At 66.5% G+C, this 16,054-nt stretch carries 19 protein-coding genes; 13 read left to right on the forward strand and 6 right to left on the reverse strand.

Features of this window, described 5'->3' with window-relative positions; translation table 11 throughout:
• The first annotated feature begins 49 nt into the window (after positions 1–49).
• From H0W40_RS15765 to H0W40_RS15775, 3 genes are read left to right on the forward strand one after another with little or no spacing between them, the layout of a single operon-like run.
• A complete protein-coding gene (locus H0W40_RS15765; RefSeq protein ID WP_292448001.1) occupies positions 50–556 on the forward strand; it encodes a peptidylprolyl isomerase in 507 nt (168 codons plus the stop codon).
• Between the two features lie 28 nt (positions 557–584).
• A complete protein-coding gene (locus tag H0W40_RS15770) occupies positions 585–1,403 on the forward strand; it encodes a UDP-2,3-diacylglucosamine diphosphatase (RefSeq protein WP_292448004.1) in 819 nt (272 codons plus the stop codon).
• Between the two features lie 5 nt (positions 1,404–1,408).
• Positions 1,409–2,188: a zinc-dependent peptidase gene (locus H0W40_RS15775; RefSeq protein WP_292448007.1), complete on the forward strand. Its 780-nt coding sequence runs from the start codon at positions 1,409–1,411 to the stop codon at positions 2,186–2,188.
• A 49-nt stretch (positions 2,189–2,237) separates the two neighbouring features.
• On the opposite strand, the gene clpA is transcribed toward H0W40_RS15775, so the two are convergent.
• Entirely contained in the window at positions 2,238–4,544 is a 2,307-nt protein-coding gene (gene clpA, locus H0W40_RS15780) for an ATP-dependent Clp protease ATP-binding subunit ClpA (protein WP_292448010.1), read from the reverse strand.
• A complete protein-coding gene (gene clpS, locus H0W40_RS15785; RefSeq protein ID WP_292448012.1) occupies positions 4,541–4,897 on the reverse strand; it encodes an ATP-dependent Clp protease adapter ClpS in 357 nt (118 codons plus the stop codon). Before clpS ends, clpA begins: the two co-directional genes overlap by 4 nt.
• A gap of 233 nt (positions 4,898–5,130) precedes the next feature.
• Here clpS and H0W40_RS15790 point away from each other — a divergent pair, with 233 nt between their 5' ends.
• Positions 5,131–5,394, forward strand: a complete 264-nt coding sequence (locus tag H0W40_RS15790; protein WP_292448042.1) for a cold-shock protein — start codon at positions 5,131–5,133, stop codon at positions 5,392–5,394.
• A gap of 108 nt (positions 5,395–5,502) precedes the next feature.
• Here the strand turns inward: H0W40_RS15790 and icd are convergent, their stop codons facing one another.
• A complete protein-coding gene (icd, locus tag H0W40_RS15795) occupies positions 5,503–6,756 on the reverse strand; it encodes an NADP-dependent isocitrate dehydrogenase (RefSeq protein WP_292448014.1) in 1,254 nt (417 codons plus the stop codon).
• 188 nt (positions 6,757–6,944) lie between these two features.
• Between icd and H0W40_RS15800 the strand changes: the two genes are divergently transcribed.
• Complete coding sequence (locus H0W40_RS15800) at positions 6,945–7,406, forward strand: DUF192 domain-containing protein (protein ID WP_292448017.1); 462 nt, start codon at positions 6,945–6,947, stop codon at positions 7,404–7,406.
• A 9-nt stretch (positions 7,407–7,415) separates the two neighbouring features.
• On the opposite strand, the gene H0W40_RS15805 is transcribed toward H0W40_RS15800, so the two are convergent.
• The 3 genes from H0W40_RS15805 to H0W40_RS15815 all read right to left on the reverse strand — a co-directional run bounded on the left by H0W40_RS15805 (position 7,416) and on the right by H0W40_RS15815 (position 9,583).
• A complete protein-coding gene (locus H0W40_RS15805) occupies positions 7,416–7,997 on the reverse strand; it encodes a Fe-Mn family superoxide dismutase (RefSeq protein ID WP_292448020.1) in 582 nt (193 codons plus the stop codon).
• Between the two features lie 91 nt (positions 7,998–8,088).
• Positions 8,089–9,447, reverse strand: coding sequence for an exodeoxyribonuclease VII large subunit (gene xseA, locus H0W40_RS15810; protein ID WP_292448023.1), 1,359 nt, complete (start codon positions 9,445–9,447; stop codon positions 8,089–8,091).
• Complete coding sequence (locus H0W40_RS15815; protein WP_292448025.1) at positions 9,440–9,583, reverse strand: hypothetical protein; 144 nt, start codon at positions 9,581–9,583, stop codon at positions 9,440–9,442. Before H0W40_RS15815 ends, xseA begins: the two co-directional genes overlap by 8 nt.
• A 190-nt stretch (positions 9,584–9,773) precedes the next feature.
• On the opposite strand from H0W40_RS15815, the gene H0W40_RS15820 reads away from it, so the two are divergent.
• From H0W40_RS15820 to dnaG, 8 genes are all read left to right on the forward strand, one after another.
• Positions 9,774–10,400 carry a MotA/TolQ/ExbB proton channel family protein gene (locus tag H0W40_RS15820; protein WP_292448027.1) on the forward strand — a complete coding sequence of 209 codons (627 nt, stop codon included), beginning with the start codon at positions 9,774–9,776 and terminating at the stop codon, positions 10,398–10,400.
• A 28-nt stretch (positions 10,401–10,428) separates the two neighbouring features.
• Entirely contained in the window at positions 10,429–10,881 is a 453-nt protein-coding gene (locus tag H0W40_RS15825) for a biopolymer transporter ExbD (RefSeq protein WP_292448044.1), read from the forward strand.
• A 62-nt stretch (positions 10,882–10,943) separates the two neighbouring features.
• On the forward strand, positions 10,944–11,960 hold the full coding sequence (lpxK, locus tag H0W40_RS15830) for a tetraacyldisaccharide 4'-kinase (protein WP_292448046.1): 1,017 nt from the start codon (positions 10,944–10,946) through the stop codon (positions 11,958–11,960).
• A gap of 2 nt (positions 11,961–11,962) precedes the next feature.
• Positions 11,963–12,163: a Trm112 family protein gene (locus tag H0W40_RS15835; RefSeq protein ID WP_292448029.1), complete on the forward strand. Its 201-nt coding sequence runs from the start codon at positions 11,963–11,965 to the stop codon at positions 12,161–12,163.
• A 52-nt stretch (positions 12,164–12,215) separates the two neighbouring features.
• Positions 12,216–12,986, forward strand: a complete 771-nt coding sequence (kdsB, locus tag H0W40_RS15840) for a 3-deoxy-manno-octulosonate cytidylyltransferase (RefSeq protein WP_292448035.1) — start codon at positions 12,216–12,218, stop codon at positions 12,984–12,986.
• A 156-nt stretch (positions 12,987–13,142) separates the two neighbouring features.
• A complete protein-coding gene (gene adk, locus H0W40_RS15845) occupies positions 13,143–13,796 on the forward strand; it encodes an adenylate kinase (protein ID WP_292448036.1) in 654 nt (217 codons plus the stop codon).
• Positions 13,797–13,867: 71 nt separating this feature from the next.
• Positions 13,868–14,626, forward strand: coding sequence for a 3-hydroxyacyl-CoA dehydrogenase (locus H0W40_RS15850; protein ID WP_292448038.1), 759 nt, complete (start codon positions 13,868–13,870; stop codon positions 14,624–14,626).
• A gap of 49 nt (positions 14,627–14,675) precedes the next feature.
• The coding region (dnaG, locus tag H0W40_RS15855; RefSeq protein ID WP_292448039.1) for a DNA primase at positions 14,676–16,054 on the forward strand (1,379 nt) is incomplete at its 3' end.

Raw genomic sequence — 16,054 nt, forward strand, 5'->3', positions numbered from 1 at the left:
GTGCCGGTCGATCCGGTGATCATCAAGTCAGCCACGCTGGAGAAATGACATGACAAGATTCGTTGAACTGCACACCAACCACGGCATGATCCGCGCCGAACTCGACGACACCAAGGCGCCGAAGTCTGTTGAGAACTTCCTCGCCTACGTGGCCGACGGTCACTACGACGGCACGGTGTTTCACCGCGTCATCAAGGGCTTCATGGTGCAGGGCGGCGGTTTTGCGCCGGGCATGACGCAAAAGCCCGCCAAGGCGCCGATCGCCAACGAAGCCAACAACGGCTTGAAGAACCAGAAGTACACGCTGGCCATGGCGCGCACCAACGCGCCGCACTCGGCCAGCGCGCAGTTCTTCATCAATGCCGCCGACAACGGCTTTCTCGACCACAAGTCCGAGAGCGCGCAGGGTTGGGGCTATGCGGTGTTCGGCAAGGTCGTTGAAGGCACCGAGGTCGTCGATGCGATCGAGCGCTCCAAGACCGGCCATCGCGGCGGCTTCGACGACGTGCCGCTCGAAGACGTGGTGATCGAGCGTGCGATCGAGGTCACCGGCTGAGGCGCGCGCCGCAAATCACGGGCGCACGGTGACCGCAAGCCAAGCCCGGCACGGAGCCGGCCCGTCGCTGCCGCAGTTCTGGGAGTTCGCGGCACCTGCGGGATGGCTCAGCATCGACTTCATCTCCGACCTGCACCTGCAGGCCAGTCAACCGCGCACGACGCAGGCCCTGGCCGCGCATTTGCTCCACACCCCGGCCGACGCCGTCTTCATCCTCGGGGACCTGTTCGAGACCTGGGTCGGTGACGATGCCCGACACGACGCCTTCGAGTCGGGCATTGCCGACATGCTGAAGGACGCCTCGGCGCGGCGCAGCCTTGCTTTCATGGCCGGCAACCGCGATTTCCTGCTCGGTGCAAGTTTCCTGCAGGAATGCGGCGTGATGGCCCTGGCTGACCCGACCGTGCTCGTTGCCTTCGGCAAGCGGCTGCTCCTGACACATGGCGACGCGCTGTGTCTGGGTGACACCGCCTACCAGCGCTTTCGCGGAGAAGTCCGCACGGAGCAGTGGCGGCGATCCTTTCTGAAGCGGCCGCTTGCGGAGCGCCGCGTCTTGGCCGCTCGCATGCGCGAGGGCAGCGCCGAGCACCAGCGCGCTCAGCCGGCACAAAGCGGCGCTGACGTCGACGCCGCCGCCGCCGTGCAATGGATGCACGAGGCCGCCACGCCGCTCCTCGTGCATGGCCACACTCATCGACCCGCCACCGAGGAGATCGCGCCCGGCTTCACGCGCCTGGTACTCACCGATTGGGAGCTCGACCGCACGCCGGCGCGCTGCGGCGTGCTGCGCCTGAGCGAGCGCGGCCTCGAGCGTGTCGCCCCCACAGGCCCAGCGCCGGCGGCTTGAGAGCAATGGGCGGCTGGTGGCGCCGACAGCGCGATGCGCGCCTGCTGCGCCGGCGTGCCATCCCGCTCTCGCTGTGGCAGACCACTTTGTCGCTCTATCCCTTCATCGCGGCGCGCGACGACGCGCAACTCCAGCGGCTGCAGGCCCTCGCCGCACTTTTTCTCGCGCGCAAGGAATTCACGGCGGTAGGCGGGCTCGAACTGAGCGACGAAATCGCGGTAGCAATTGCTGCGCAGGCCTGTCTTCCGGTCCTCGAGCTGGGCCTCGATGCCTACGACAGTTTTGTCGGCATCGTCGTGCATCCGGACGAGGTGGTGGCGCGCCGAGAGGTGACCGACGAGCACGGCATCGTCCACCACTTCGATGAGGTGCTGACCGGCGAGGCGATGGAAGGCGGGCCGGTGATGCTGTCCTGGAACGACGTCGCACACGCCGGCAGTTCGGCGGCCAGGGGCTACAACGTGGTGATTCACGAGTTCGTGCACGTGCTCGACATGCACGACGGCATCGTCGACGGCATGCCGCCGCTGCCCGATGCACAGGCGCGCCGGCATTGGCGGCTGGTGATGCAGGCCGCCTTCGAGCGGCTGCGGCGCAGCCTCGACGCGGGCCAAGGTGGTTTTCTCGATCCGTACGGGGCCGAAAGCATCGAAGAATTTTTCCCCGTCGCTGCAGAAGCTTTCTTCGTCGCACCGCAGGCACTGCGCGCGGAGCAACCGGCGCTGTACGAACTCTTTGCCGGCTACTTCCGGCAGGACCCGGCCACGCTTTTCGAGCGGCCATGAAAACGGGGAGCCGAAGCTCCCCGTCGAACAAGCCGCGAACGCGGAATCGTCAATCGGCCGTCGCCGGCTCCGCCTTGGGCTTGTCGCTCTTCTTCGACGGCGTGATATCGAGTTGCGGAACGCCCTCTGCATCGACATCGACCGTGAGCCGTCCGCCGTCGACCAACTTGCCGAACAGCAGCTCGTCAGCCAGCGCCCTGCGGATCGTGTCCTGGATCAGGCGCTGCATCGGACGCGCACCCATCAGCGGATCGAAGCCCTTCTTCGCGAGGTGCTTGCGCAATGCGTCGGTGAAGGTGACCTCCACCTTGCGCTCGGTGAGCTGGCCTTCGAGCTGAAGCAGGAACTTGTCGACCACGCGCAGGATGACGTCTTCGCCCAGCGCCTTGAAGCTCACGATCGCATCGAGCCGGTTGCGGAACTCGGGCGTGAACAGGCGCTTGATGTCGGCCATCTCGTCGCCCGCCTCGCGCGAGTTGGTGAAGCCGATCATCGACTTGTTCATCGTCTCCGCACCCGCATTGGTGGTCATGATGATGATCACGTTGCGGAAGTCGGCCTTGCGCCCGTTGTTGTCGGTCAGGGTGCCGTGGTCCATGACCTGCAGCAGAACGTTGAAGACGTCCGGATGGGCTTTCTCGATCTCGTCGAGCAGCAGCACCGAGTGCGGCTTCTTGGTGACCGCTTCGGTCAGGAGACCGCCCTGGTCGAAACCCACATAGCCTGGGGGCGCACCGATCAGACGGCTGACCGTGTGGCGCTCCATGTACTCCGACATGTCGAAGCGGATCAGCTCGATGCCCAGGATGTAGGCGAGCTGCTTGGCCGCTTCGGTCTTGCCCACGCCGGTGGGGCCGCTGAACAGGAAGGCGCCGATCGGCTTGTCGGGCTTGCCCAGTCCCGAGCGGGCCATCTTGATCGCGGAGGCCAGCGCGTCGAGCGCCGGATCCTGGCCGAACACCACGCTCTTGAGGTCGCGGTCCAGGTTCTTGAGCTTGCTGCGGTCGTCGTTGCTCACGCTCTGCGGCGGGATCCGCGCGATCTTGGCGACGATGTCTTCGACTTCCGTGCGCGTGATGGTCTTCTTTTGCTTGTTCTTGGGCAGGATGCGCTGCGCTGCGCCCGCCTCGTCGATCACGTCGATCGCCTTGTCCGGCAGGTGACGGTCGTTGATGAACTTCGCCGACAGCTCGGCCGCGGCCTGCAGTGCACCGATCGCGTACTTGACGCTGTGGTGCTCTTCGAAACGCGATTTAAGACCCTTGAGAATCTCGATGGTCTGCTCGACCGAGGGCTCCACCACGTCGATTTTCTGGAAGCGCCGCGAGAGCGCCGCGTCTTTCTCGAAGATGCCGCGGTATTCGGTGAAGGTAGTGGCTCCGATGCACTTGAGCGCGCCGCTGGAGAGCGCCGGCTTGAGCAGGTTGCTCGCGTCCAGGGTGCCGCCCGAGGCCGCGCCGGCGCCGATCAGGGTGTGGATCTCGTCGATGAAGAGCACTGCGTGCGGCTGGTCCTTGAGCGCCTTGAGCACGCCCTTCAAGCGCTGCTCGAAGTCGCCGCGGTACTTGGTGCCTGCCAGCAACGCGCCCATGTCGAGCGAGTAGACGGTGGCGTCGGCCAGGATGTCGGGCACTTCGTTTTGCGTGATGCGCCAGGCCAAGCCCTCGGCGATGGCGGTCTTGCCGACCCCGGCCTCGCCGACCAGCAGCGGGTTGTTCTTGCGCCGACGGCACAGCACTTGGATCACGCGCTCGACCTCGTGCTCGCGGCCGATCAGCGGATCGATCTTGCCTTCCCGGGCGAGCTGATTGAGGTTCTGCGTGAACTGGTCGAGCGGCGAGCCCTTGCCGTCGGTGGCTTCTTCCTTCTCGTTTTCGGCGCCATTGCCTTCGGCCCCTTTGGCAGGCTCCGGCGGCTCGGACTTCTTGATGCCGTGGGCGATGAAGTTCACCACGTCCAGGCGCGTCACGCCCTGCTGGTGCAGGTAGTAGACGGCGTGCGAATCCTTCTCGCCGAAGATGGCCACCAGCACGTTGGCGCCGGTCACTTCCTTCTTGCCCGAGCCGGTGGACTGCACGTGCATGATGGCGCGCTGGATCACCCGCTGAAAGCCCAGCGTCGGCTGCGTGTCCACTTCGTCGCTGCCGCCCACCGTAGGCGTGTTTTCCTTGATGAACTGCGTCAAGCTCTTGCGCAGGTCATCGCCGTTGGCCGAGCAGGCCTTCAGCACCTCGGCGGCCGACGGGTTGTCGAGCAGCGCGAGCAGCAGGTGCTCGACCGTGATGAATTCGTGGCGCTGCTGGCGCGCTTCGACGAACGCCATGTGCAGACTGACTTCCAACTCTTGCGCAATCATGCGGCCTCCATAGTGCATTGCAACGGGTGTCCCGACCGCTTGGCGGCGGCGAGCACCGACTCGACCTTGGTCGAAGCGACATCCTTCGTGTAGACGCCGCACACGCCACGCCCCTCATGATGAATCTTTAGCATGATCTGCGTGGCAGTTTCGATGTCGCGCTGGAAGTATTCCTGCAGGACCATCACGACAAACTCCATCGGCGTGTAATCGTCGTTGAGCAAGACCACCTGATACATGCGCGGCGGCTCGACCTTGGCAGCCTGCCGTTCGGCAACAACGGCTCCTTGCCCGTCGTCCGGCTTGACGGCCGGTGGCTTCGGGGTGGGAGGCGGTTTGCGCTCGTCAGCCATGCAAATCATTCTATCGACTGGTCACTAGCGACTTCCATGCCTGTGGATATGGCGACGGGCTTGTTGAACACAAGTCCCGGCCCAAGGCGACAAGCATCACGCTTGGCCGCCCGCCTGGCAAGGGATGCGGGCGAACCACGGCGGTCGTGCAGACCGCCTTCGCACGCTTGACAGCCCTCGGAGCGCTGCTCAGAATCGATCGACAAGCACCGCTCGGTGCAGGAGAGAGAGTCATGGTCACAGGCACCGTCAAGTGGTTCAACGACGCGAAGGGTTTCGGCTTCATCGAACCGGAAGGCGGCGGTGAAGACGTCTTTGCGCATTTTTCGGCGATTCAGATGGAGGGGTTTCGTACCTTGAAGCAAGGCGTGCAGGTAAGTTTCGAGCTGGTCGACGGCCCCAAGGGCAAGCTGGCTCAGAACATCGCCTTGCTCGAGCCCCGCCAAGCTCGCGTCCAGCCCGTTAAAGCGGACGTCGACGCCCTGGCACCGCGCTGAGTCCGCCGTCGATCAGCGGCCCTTCAAGAAAAAAGCCCGCCATACGGCGGGCTTTTTTCTTGAAGGGCGACGCCTCGCCAGCCGCGTGGCCGCGACCCGACCGCTCGGCTACATCTGATCGATCATCACCTGGCCGAAGCCCGAGCAGCTGACCTGCGTGGCGCCATCGAGCAGGCGCGCGAAATCGTAGGTCACCTTCTTGGACAAAATGGCCTTCTGCATGGACTCGATGATCAAGTCGGCCGCCTCGGTCCAGCCCATGTGGCGCAACATCATCTCGGCCGAGAGAATCTCTGAGCCCGGATTGACGTAGTCCTTGCCGGCGTACTTGGGCGCCGTGCCGTGGGTGGCCTCGAACATCGCCACCGAATCCGACAGGTTGGCGCCCGGGGCAATACCGATGCCCCCCACCTGGGCCGCCAGGGCGTCCGAGATGTAGTCGCCGTTGAGGTTGAGCGTGGCGATCACGGAATACTCGGCCGGACGCAGCAGGATCTGCTGCAAGAAAGCATCGGCGATCGCGTCTTTGACGACGATGTCGCGGCCCGTCCTGGGATTTTTGAACTTGCACCACGGGCCGCCGTCGACGGGCACAGCGCCGAACTCCTTCTGCGCCAGCGCGTAGGCCCAGTCACGGAAACCGCCTTCCGTGTACTTCATGATGTTGCCCTTGTGCACGATCGTGACGCTGGGCTTGTCGTTGTCGATCGCGTACTGGATGGCCTTGCGCATCAGCCGCTCGGTGCCCTCCCGGGAGACCGGCTTGATGCCGATGCCTGAGGTGTCCGGGAAGCGAATTTTCTTGACGCCGAACTCGTTTTGCAGGAAAGCGATCAGTTTCTTGGCCTTGTCGCTCTGCGCCTCGAACTCGATGCCGGCGTAGATATCTTCCGAGTTCTCGCGGAAGATGACCATGTCGGTTTTTTCGGGCTCCTTGACCGGCGAAGGCACGCCGGTGAAGTAGCGCACCGGCCGCAGGCAGACGTAGAGGTCGAGTTCCTGACGCAAGGCCACGTTGAGCGAGCGGATGCCGCCGCCCACCGGCGTGGTCAGCGGCCCCTTGATCGATACCACGTAATCGCGTAGCACCTCGAGTGTCTCTTCGGGCAGCCAGACGTCGGGGCCGTACACCTTGGTCGATTTTTCGCCGGCATAGATCTCCATCCAGTGGATCTTCTTTTTTCCGCCGTAGCTCTTGGCCACCGCCGCGTCGACCACCTTGATCATCACCGGCGTGATGTCCAGGCCGGTGCCATCGCCCTCTATAAAGGGAATGATCGGCTGATCCGGCACGGCGAGAGAGAAGTCCGGGTTGACCGTGATCTTCTCGCCGCCCGCAGGAACCGTGATGTGCTGGTACATGAACTCGGGTCTCCGCTCGGTGAAAACTAGGGTGGTTGGCTTGCGCCGTGACCAAGGAATTCTAAGGCGAGGCGCAACGCCTTTCGCCCGGCAGGGCGCGGCGACGCGGCGTTGCGGCCCCGCCGCCACGAAGCGAGCGCAGCTCGGGTAAATTGCTGCGAACTCTCGCCCCGCCGATGAACCGACCGATGCGCTCTTTTCGCCTGCTTGCCGCCGTCCTTGGCTTGGGCGCGAGCAGCCTGCTGACCGCGGGCGGCGCTTGTGCTCAAGAAGCGCCGCAGAAGCTGCCGACGGTGCGGCTGAACGCCAGTTTGCACAACATCCAAGCGGAAGTTGCACGTACGCCCGAGCAACGCGCGACCGGGCTCATGCACCGCACGGCGCTGGGCGCCAATGAAGGCATGCTGTTCGTCTTCGATGAACCTGGAGTGCAGTGCTTCTGGATGAAGAACACGCTGCTGCCGCTCTCGATCGCCTACCTGAGCGACGACGGCCGCATCGTCAACATCGCAGAAATGCAGCCGCGCTCGCTCGACTCGCACTGTTCGGCCCAGCCGGTGCGCCTGGCGCTGGAGATGAACGCCGGCTGGTTCGCCAAGCGGGGCGTGAAGGCGGGCAGCCGGCTCGACGGTGCGGTGTTTCAGCGCTGAACCCTGTCTTCAGCCGAAGTTCTTGCCCGCGAATTCCCAGTTGACCAGCGAGTTCAGATAGGTTTCGACAAATTTAGGCCGGGCATTGCGGTAATCGATGTAGTAGGCGTGCTCCCACACGTCGATCGTGATCAGCGGCTTGTCGGCCGTAGTCAGCGGCGTGGCCGCGTTGCCGGTGTTGAGCAGGTCGACGGACCCGTCGGCTTTCTTGACCAGCCACGTCCAGCCCGAGCCGAAGTTGCCGACTGCACTCTTGGTGAAGGCTTCCTTGAACGCGGCGTATCCGCCCCACTTGGCGTTGATGGCCGCCCCCAGCGCGCCGCTGGGCTCGCCGCCGCCGGCCGGCTTCATGCAGTTCCAGAAGAAGGTGTGGTTCCAGACCTGGGCCGCATTGTTGAAGACGCCACCGCTGGACTTCTTGATGATTTCTTCCAGGCTCATGGACTCGAACTCCGTGCCCTTGATGAGGTTGTTGAGGTTGGTCACATAGGCTTGGTGGTGCTTGCCGTAGTGGTATTCGAAGGTTTCCTTCGAGAGGTGCGGCGCCAGAGCGTCGCTGGCATAGGGAAGCGGGGGCAGCGTGTGTTCCATCTGGAAGTCCTTTGTTGGAGAGAGCTAGAGAATCCAGGAATTGTAGGCAGCGCGACAGAGCCTTCCGCCCTCAGGGTAGCCGCAGCGCCGGTCAAGCGAGAGGCTCGTCGGGCTCGATGGCGCTCACGCGCGCCTGCACCCGACCATCGACCAGCTGCGCCTGCAGCACCGCACCGGCTTCGACCTGCCTGACCGAGCCGAGCGCGCGGCCGCTCTCATCGCTGAGCCAGGCATACCCGCGGGCGAGCACCCGGCGAGGGTCGAGGGCCTGCAAGCGTGCCGCGAGCACCAAAGCGTGACGCCGGCGACGCTCGCCTTCCTGTTGCAATGCCTGGCTTAGCCGGGTCGTCAGCGCCTCGCCGCGCTGGCGCTGGCGTCCGAGATGCGTCTGAGGCACGCTGCGCAATCGCGCCTCTAGCAGGGCGAGCCGCTGCCGAAGTGGCGCCAGCGCCTGCGCGGGGCGGGCCAGCCGCAGCGCAAGCCGGTCCAGGCGTTGCGCCTGCGCATCCAGCCGCTGTGCAATGCTTCGCTTCAGGCGCGCGTCCCGGCCGTGCAGCTCCGCCAAGGCGTCCTCTCGCGGCAATGCGGCGAGTTCGGCGGCCGCCGTCGGCGTCGGCGCGCGCAAATCTGCGGCAAAGTCGGCCAGGGTCACGTCGGTTTCGTGGCCGACACCGACGATGACCGGCAGCGTGCTGGCGGCGATCGCCCGCACGACCGCCGCCTCGTTGAAAGGCCATAAATCTTCAAGGGAGCCGCCGCCGCGGCAGACCAGGAGCGTATCGATCCGGTCGCAGCAGCCCGCCGCCGCGATGGCCCGGGCAAGCAGGGCCGGCGCCTCGCCGCCTTGCACCGGGCTCGGACAAATCACGATCGGCACATGCGGCGCCCGCCGCTGCAAGGCGCTCACCACGTCGTGCAGCGCCGCCGCCGCCAACGAGGTGACGAGGGCAATGCCGCGTGGGTGCAACGAGATGGGCCGCTTGCGCCGGGCATCGAACAAGCCTTCGGCCTCGAGCTGGACCTTCAGGCGCAGGAAGCGCTCGTACAGCGTGCCGGCGCCGGCGTGGCGCATCGACTCGACGACGAACTGCAGTTCCCCGCGCGGCTCGTAGACCGCCAGCCGCCCGCGCACCTCAACCAGGTCGCCTTCCTCGGGCGCGAAGTCGAGCAGCGCGGCAGCGCGTCGGAACATCGCGCAGCGCAGCGCCGCCGTGCCTTCGGCGTCCTTCAGCGTGAAATAGCAGTGGCCGCTCGGGGCACGACCATAGCCACTGAGCTCGCCGCGCACCGCCACGGCGCCGAACCGGGCCCCCAGCGCATCGGCCACTGCGTGCACGAGGGCCGCGACATCCCAAACGTGCGGCCTCGCCGGCGGCTCGGCGGCTCGAAACAGCGGTCCGCCGTCGCCATGGGGAGAGCTCGAGCGCCGGCTCGATTCGGAGTCACGCATCGACGTGGAGCCCGCGCCACAGCGAGTTGCCGAACTCCACAACCGCGCCAGTCAAGGCCGAACGGCACCATGACGCTGTCAACGTGCCGTCATATTCAGGCAACTCATTGATTTCAAACAATTTTTTGGTGCTCATTGTTTGAGCATTCTGTTCGGAGCCTTGATTGGCGCGCGCTACAGCCCGACTCGACCGTGGTTGCCCACAAAGTTATCCACCGCAACAGTGGACGGTTGAAACGGCGCGAACCGTGCAACCTGCCCTCTGCATCGCGCAATACCGGAGGCCATAATCGCGGCGGCTTGCCCCGGGCCCAGGAGACCGCCTTTTGTTTTCGATAATACAAGCCGCCGGCTGGCCGATCTGGCCGCTGATTGCCTGCTCCATCATCGCCGTGGCCCTCGTGATCGAGCGCCTTTCCAGTTTGCGCGCCGTGCGCGTCAGCCCTCCGCGCCTGCTCGACGAGGTCATCTCGGTGAGCAGCAAGCATCTGCCGGCGCCGGAGGTCGTCAACAAGCTCGCCGCCAATTCGGCGATGGGCGGCGTGCTGGCCACCGGGCTGCGCTCGGTGATCGGCGAGCCTCGCATGACCGAAGAAGGCCTGCGCATCGCCTTCGACACGGCCGGGCGCGGCGCCGTTCACCGGCTGGAGCGCTACCTCAACACCCTGGGCACCATCGCTTCGGCCGCACCGCTGCTCGGCTTGCTCGGCACCGTGATCGGCATGATCGAGATCTTCGGCTCGCAATCGCCGACGGGCGGCAACCCGGAGCAGTTGGCGCGCGGCATCTCGATCGCGTTGTACAACACCGCTTTCGGCCTGATGATCGCGATCCCGGCACTCATGTTCTACCGCTACTTCCGAGGGCGGGTCGACGAGTACGCAATCGAGCTGGAGCAGGCCGCCGAGCGCATGGTGCCGCACCTGATGCGCTTCACCGCGCAGGCAAAGTGAAGCGCAGCCCGAGAGCACGGCCATGGCGATGAATTTCCGTCACCGCGGCAAGGAAGAACCGGAGATCAACCTGATTCCGTTCATCGACGTCCTGCTGGTGGTGCTGATTTTCCTGATGCTGTCGACCACCTACTCGAAGTTCACTGAGCTCAAGGTGAACCTGCCGGTGGCCGACGCCCAGCGGGCACGCGACTATCCCAAGGAAATCATCGTGGGCGTGGGCAGCGATGGCCGTTACACCGTCAGCGGCCAGCCGGTGGCCAGCCGCGACGTGCAGTCGGTCGCTGCCGCGCTTTCCACTGCAGCCTCCGGCGACCTGCAGCGCGTGATCATCATCTCGGCCGACGCCAGTGCGGCGCACCAGAGCGTGATCAACGTGATGGACGCGGCGCGCCGTGTCGGCCTGCAGCAGCTCACCTTCGCCACGCAAACCGGCCGCAACGGCGCGGGCGCCGCCAGCCCGCCGGCCGCCACGGATTGAGCGCTTCGGGCGCGTGCCCGACGGCGCGCGCTTGCCTCGAAGCCAAACTCACCGCCGCCTGGCTGCACCGCGGCGCCTTGGCCAGTGCGCTGTGGCCCGTGTCCCTCCTCTACCGTTGTCTGGTGGCCCTGCGCCGCCTCGCCTACCGTCTGCGTCTGGTGCGCAGCGCCCGACTCGCACGGCCGGTGCTGGTAGTCGGCAACCGGGTTGCGGGCGGTGCCGGCAAGACGCCGACCGTGATCGCGCTGCTCGCCCATTTGCAAGCGCAAGGCTGGCAGCCGGGCGTGGTCTCGCGGGGCTACGGTCGCAGCACGCATGGCCTCGTCGCGGTGACGGCCGCCACGCCGCCGCACGCGGCCGGCGATGAGCCGCTGCTGATCCATCTGCGCAGCGGCGCCCCCGTGGTGGTGGGCGCGGACCGGGTTGCGGCCGCTCGTGCGCTCCTTGTCGCCCACCCCGAAGTGAACCTGCTCGTCTGTGATGACGGGCTCCAGCACCTGCGGCTGCAGCGCGATGTCGACGTGGTGGTGTTCGATGCGCGCGGCGCGGGCAACGGCTGGCTGCTGCCGGCCGGGCCGCTGCGCGAGCCCCTGGCGGCGCCGAGCAGCGCAGCCACGAGCCTGCTGCTCTACAACGCACCGGCACCCAGCACCCCGCTGCCCGGCTTCGTGGCGCGGCGCTGCCTGACGGGCGCCGTCGCGCTCGACGACTGGTGGCGCGGCCGGCCGGCCACGGCCGCCGGCCTGACTGCACTGCGTGGACGGCGGCTGTACGCCTGTGCGGGCATCGCGCAGCCCCAAGCCTTTTTCGCGCTGCTGCGCGCCCAGGGGCTGGATTTCGAGGCGTTGACTCTGCCTGACCACGCCGGGCTGGACGTGCTGCCCTGGCCGGCGGATGCCGCCGACGTGATCGTCACCGAAAAGGACGCGGTCAAGCTCGAAACCGGACGCGTGGCCCGCGAGCGGCCGGCGACAACGGTGTGGGTGGCGCCGTTAAACTTCTCGCCGGAGCCGGCCTTCCTGGCCGCGCTCGATGCCGCGCTGGCACCGCACCGCGGCGTCGCTCGAGTCGAAGGATGAGCATGGACACCCGTTTGATGGCGCTCCTCGTGTGCCCGATCTGCAAGGGACCGCTGACCCATGAGCACGGCCACCACGAATTGCACTGCGCGGCCGACCGGCTCGCGTTCCCGATCCGCGACGGCATTCCGGTGATGCTCGAGGCGGAGGCGCGCGCACTCGACGAGGCGGCGCCCCCGGCCAGTCCCCTGCCTTCGGCGTAAACAAGCCGTCCCGACAAGTCAGCGTCGACGTAGGTCGGTCGTTCCACATTCCATGACTTTCACGGTCCTCATTCCTGCCCGACTGGGCTCGACGCGTCTGCCAGACAAACCGCTGGCCGACATCGGCGGGCGGCCGATGGTCGTGCACGTGGCCGAGCGTGCCGCTCGCAGCGGCGCCACGCAGGTGGTGGTCGCTGCCGACGACGAGCGCACCGTCGCAGCCTGCGCCGCGCATGGCGTGCGTGCGCTGCTGACCGCCCGAGACCACGGCACGGGCAGCGATCGGCTCGCCGAGGCCTGCGCCCTGCTCGGACTCGACGGCGAGCAGATCGTCGTCAACGTGCAGGGCGACGAGCCGCTCATCGAGCCGGCGCTGATCGAGGCCGTGGCCGCGCTCCTTGCCGAGCGCGCCGACTGCGTGATGGCGACCGCGGCGCATGCCATCGACGACGCGGCCGAGTTCGCCAATCCGAACGTGGTCAAGGTGATCTGCGATGCGCAAGGCCGCGCGCTGGCCTTCTCGCGTGCGCCGCTGCCCTGGTGGCGCGACGGGTATGCACACGGGCTCGACGCAGCCACCGCACTGAGCCAGCCTGCGCCGCTTCGCCACGTCGGCCTCTACGCCTACCGGGCCGCCTTCCTGCGCCGTTATCCGAGCTTGCCGCCGAGCCCGCTGGAGGCGATCGAGTCGCTCGAGCAGCTGCGCGTGCTGTGGCACGGCGAGCGGATCGCGGTGCATGTGAGCGCGGCGCGGCCGGGTCCCGGCGTCGACACGCCGCAGGACCTGGAACGCGTGCGCGCGCTCGTCCGAGCGCAGCGCTGAACGGCCCGTCCGCGGGCAGGCCGCAGCAGGGCTGCGTGTTATCCTGATTCGACCCCGTAAAGCGGGTTCTGGACCCAAAAACAAGAGACAAGCTGCGCTGCCGTCACCTCGCGCGACGCGCCAAAGCGCGGTCACCCGAAGAGACGAGGAACTCGCATGCGATTGATTCTGCTGGGAGCGCCAGGCGCCGGCAAGGGCACCCAGGCCGCCTTCCTCTGCAAGAAGTTCGGCATCCCGCAGATTTCCACCGGCGACATGCTGCGCGCCGCCGTCAAGGCGGGCACCCCCCTCGGCATAGCGGCCAAGAAGGTGATGGACAGCGGCGGCCTGGTGGGAGACGACATCATCATCGGCTCGGTCAAGGAACGGCTCGCACAGGCCGACTGCGCCAACGGGTTCCTGTTCGACGGTTTCCCGCGCACGATTCCACAGGCCGACGCCATGAAGCTTGCCGGCGTCAAGCTCGATGTGGTGCTGGAGATCGACGTTCCTCACGAAGCGATCATCGAGCGCATGAGCGGGCGGCGCGTGCATGTCGCGTCCGGCCGCACCTATCACCTGAAATACAACCCGCCCAAGGTGAACGGCCTCGACGACGTGACGCGCGAGCCACTGATCCAGCGCGACGACGACCGCGAGACCACTGTGCTCAAGCGTCTGCAGGTCTATCAGAGCCAGACCCGTCCGCTGGTCGATTACTACGCTTCGTGGGCCGCCACCGGTGACGCGGCAGCGCCGCGCTATTGCAAGATCTCGGGGCTGGGCAGCGTCGAAGAAATCACCGCACAGGCACTGGCCGCGCTCGGCTGAGCCGCGCGGCCTTTCCCCGGGGCCGCTGCAGCGGCCTTTTTTCATCTTTCAGTCACCGTCACGTAGCAGCCATGGACATCGCAGGCAAGGTCTTCATCGTCACCGGTGGTGCCTCCGGCCTGGGCGAAGGCACGGCGCGCATGCTGGTGCGTGAAGGCGGGCAAGTGGTCATTGCCGATCTTCAGGCCGACAAGGGCGAAGCGCTTGCGCAGGAACTCGGCGCGAGCTTCGTCCGATGCGACGTGGCGAGCGAAGCCGACGGCCAAGCGGCGGTTGGCAAGGCGGTCGCACTCGGCAAGCTGGTGGGTCTGGTCAATTGCGCGGGTATCGCGCCCGCGGTGAAGACGGTGGGCAGGGAGGGTGCGCACCCGTTAGCCGTCTTCAGCAAGACCATCACGGTCAACCTGATCGGCAGCTTCAACATGATCCGCCTGGCCGCCGCGGCGATGAGCAGGAACGAAGCCGAGGCAACCGGCGAGCGCGGCGTGCTGATTTCCACCGCGTCGGTGGCGGCCTACGATGGCCAGATCGGCCAGGCCGCCTACGCCGCCAGCAAGGGCGGCGTGGTCGGCATGACCTTGCCGATCGCCCGCGATCTGGCCCGCTCTGGCATCCGCAACATGACCATCGCGCCGGGCATCTTCGGCACGCCCATGCTGTTCGGCATGCCGCAGGAGGTGCAGGATGCCCTGGCCGCCAGCGTGCCTTTCCCTTCACGCCTGGGCCGCCCCGACGATTACGCCAAGCTGGTGCAGCAGATCATCACCAACGAGATGCTTAATGGAGAGGTGATCCGCCTGGACGGGGCAATCCGTCTCGCGCCGCGTTGAGCACCCCGTTTAACACCGAGGCTTGTTGCAGCGTCGCTAGACTCGCTTCGTGATCCCGCAGCCTTTCATCGACGCACTGCTCGACCGGGTCGACATTGTTGAGATCGTCGGGCGTCATGTCGAGATCAAGCGTGCGGGAAAGGATTTCCGCGGCCTGTGCCCTTTCCATGCCGAGAAATCGCCCAGCTTCTACGTCATCCCCGCCAAGCAGTTCTATCACTGCTTCGGCTGTGGAGCCCAAGGCTCGGCCCTTCGCTTTCTGACCGAACATGTGGGACTCGATTTTCCGGAGGCCGTGCGAGACCTCGCCCAGAAGGTGGGCATGACCGTGCCCGAAGACGACAGCACGCCGGAGGAGCGCGAACGCGCCCGCGTTCAGAAGGAGCGCCATGCCACCTTGAGCGAAGTGCTGGGCAAGGCGGGCGAGCACTGGCGCAAGCAACTCAAGGCCAGCGAGCGCGCGATCGGCTACCTCAAGGGCCGCGGCCTCACGGGCGAAATCGCCGCGCACTTCGGCATGGGCTATGCGCCTGATGGCTGGCGCGGGTTGGCCAGCGTCTTTGCCCGCTACGACGATCCGCTGCTGAGCGAATCCGGCCTGGTCATCGTGCAAGGCGACGAAGGCCCCGAGCAGAAACGCTATGACCGTTTCCGCGACCGCATCATGTTTCCGATCCGCTCGGTGCAGGGCGAGATCGTCGGCTTCGGCGGCCGCGTGCTCGACCAGGGGGAGCCCAAGTACCTGAATTCGCCGGAGACGCCGGTGTTCATCAAGGGCCGCGAGCTTTACGGCCTGTACGAGGCGCGCCAGGCGCTGCGCGAGCGCGGCTACTGCCTCGTGGTCGAAGGCTATATGGACGTGGTGGCGCTGGCACAGCTCGGTTTTCCGAACGCGGTGGCAACGCTGGGCACCGCCTGCACGGCCGAGCATGTGCAAAAGTTGCTGCGCTTCACGGACAGCATCGTTTTCAGTTTCGACGGCGACGCCGCCGGGCGCCGAGCCGCCGGCCGGGCACTCCAGGCCGCCCTGCCGCATGCCAGCGACACTCGCAGCATCAAGTTCCTGTTCCTGCCGCCCGAGCACGACCCCGATTCCTTCGTGCGCGAGCACGGCGCCGCGGCGTTCGAGCACTGCGTGGAGCAGGCTGTGCCCTTGTCGCGCCAGCTCGTCGAAGTGGCGCGCGAAGGCTGCGACCTGGGCAGCGCCGAAGGCCGCTCGCGTTTCCTCGCCCAGGCACGGCCGCTATGGCTGGCCCTGCCGGACGGGGCGCTGAAACGGCAGTTGCTGGGTGACTTGGCCCGCCAGGGCGGCATCGAAATCAGCGACCTCGACGAACTTTGGCTGCGGGCCGGCGGGCCGATGGCTCGCAGCATCGCCGCGGCGCCAAAGGCCACCGCGGCCCGCCGGCCGCCGCCCGGGCGACGGCC

It is taken from the genome of Methylibium sp. (assembly GCF_013817345.1).
Lineage (GTDB): Bacteria > Pseudomonadota > Gammaproteobacteria > Burkholderiales > Burkholderiaceae_C > Methylibium.

Excerpts from the sequence above, each read along its gene's own strand:
- H0W40_RS15765 (WP_292448001.1), top strand. The coding sequence starts at position 50 with ATGACAAGATTCGTTGAACTGCACACCAACCACGGCATGATCCGCGCC.
- icd (WP_292448014.1), bottom strand. The coding sequence starts at position 6,756 with ATGTACCAGCACATCACGGTTCCTGCGGGCGGCGAGAAGATCACGGTC.
- H0W40_RS15790 (WP_292448042.1), top strand. The coding sequence starts at position 5,131 with ATGGTCACAGGCACCGTCAAGTGGTTCAACGACGCGAAGGGTTTCGGC.
- H0W40_RS15835 (WP_292448029.1), top strand. The coding sequence starts at position 11,963 with ATGGACACCCGTTTGATGGCGCTCCTCGTGTGCCCGATCTGCAAGGGA.
- clpA (WP_292448010.1), bottom strand. The coding sequence starts at position 4,544 with ATGATTGCGCAAGAGTTGGAAGTCAGTCTGCACATGGCGTTCGTCGAA.
- H0W40_RS15815 (WP_292448025.1), bottom strand. The coding sequence starts at position 9,583 with ATGAGCACCAAAAAATTGTTTGAAATCAATGAGTTGCCTGAATATGAC.
- kdsB (WP_292448035.1), top strand. The coding sequence starts at position 12,216 with ATGACTTTCACGGTCCTCATTCCTGCCCGACTGGGCTCGACGCGTCTG.
- clpS (WP_292448012.1), bottom strand. The coding sequence starts at position 4,897 with ATGGCTGACGAGCGCAAACCGCCTCCCACCCCGAAGCCACCGGCCGTC.
- xseA (WP_292448023.1), bottom strand. The coding sequence starts at position 9,447 with ATGCGTGACTCCGAATCGAGCCGGCGCTCGAGCTCTCCCCATGGCGAC.
- adk (WP_292448036.1), top strand. The coding sequence starts at position 13,143 with ATGCGATTGATTCTGCTGGGAGCGCCAGGCGCCGGCAAGGGCACCCAG.
- H0W40_RS15800 (WP_292448017.1), top strand. The coding sequence starts at position 6,945 with ATGCGCTCTTTTCGCCTGCTTGCCGCCGTCCTTGGCTTGGGCGCGAGC.
- H0W40_RS15825 (WP_292448044.1), top strand. The coding sequence starts at position 10,429 with ATGAATTTCCGTCACCGCGGCAAGGAAGAACCGGAGATCAACCTGATT.
- H0W40_RS15805 (WP_292448020.1), bottom strand. The coding sequence starts at position 7,997 with ATGGAACACACGCTGCCCCCGCTTCCCTATGCCAGCGACGCTCTGGCG.
- H0W40_RS15850 (WP_292448038.1), top strand. The coding sequence starts at position 13,868 with ATGGACATCGCAGGCAAGGTCTTCATCGTCACCGGTGGTGCCTCCGGC.
- H0W40_RS15775 (WP_292448007.1), top strand. The coding sequence starts at position 1,409 with ATGGGCGGCTGGTGGCGCCGACAGCGCGATGCGCGCCTGCTGCGCCGG.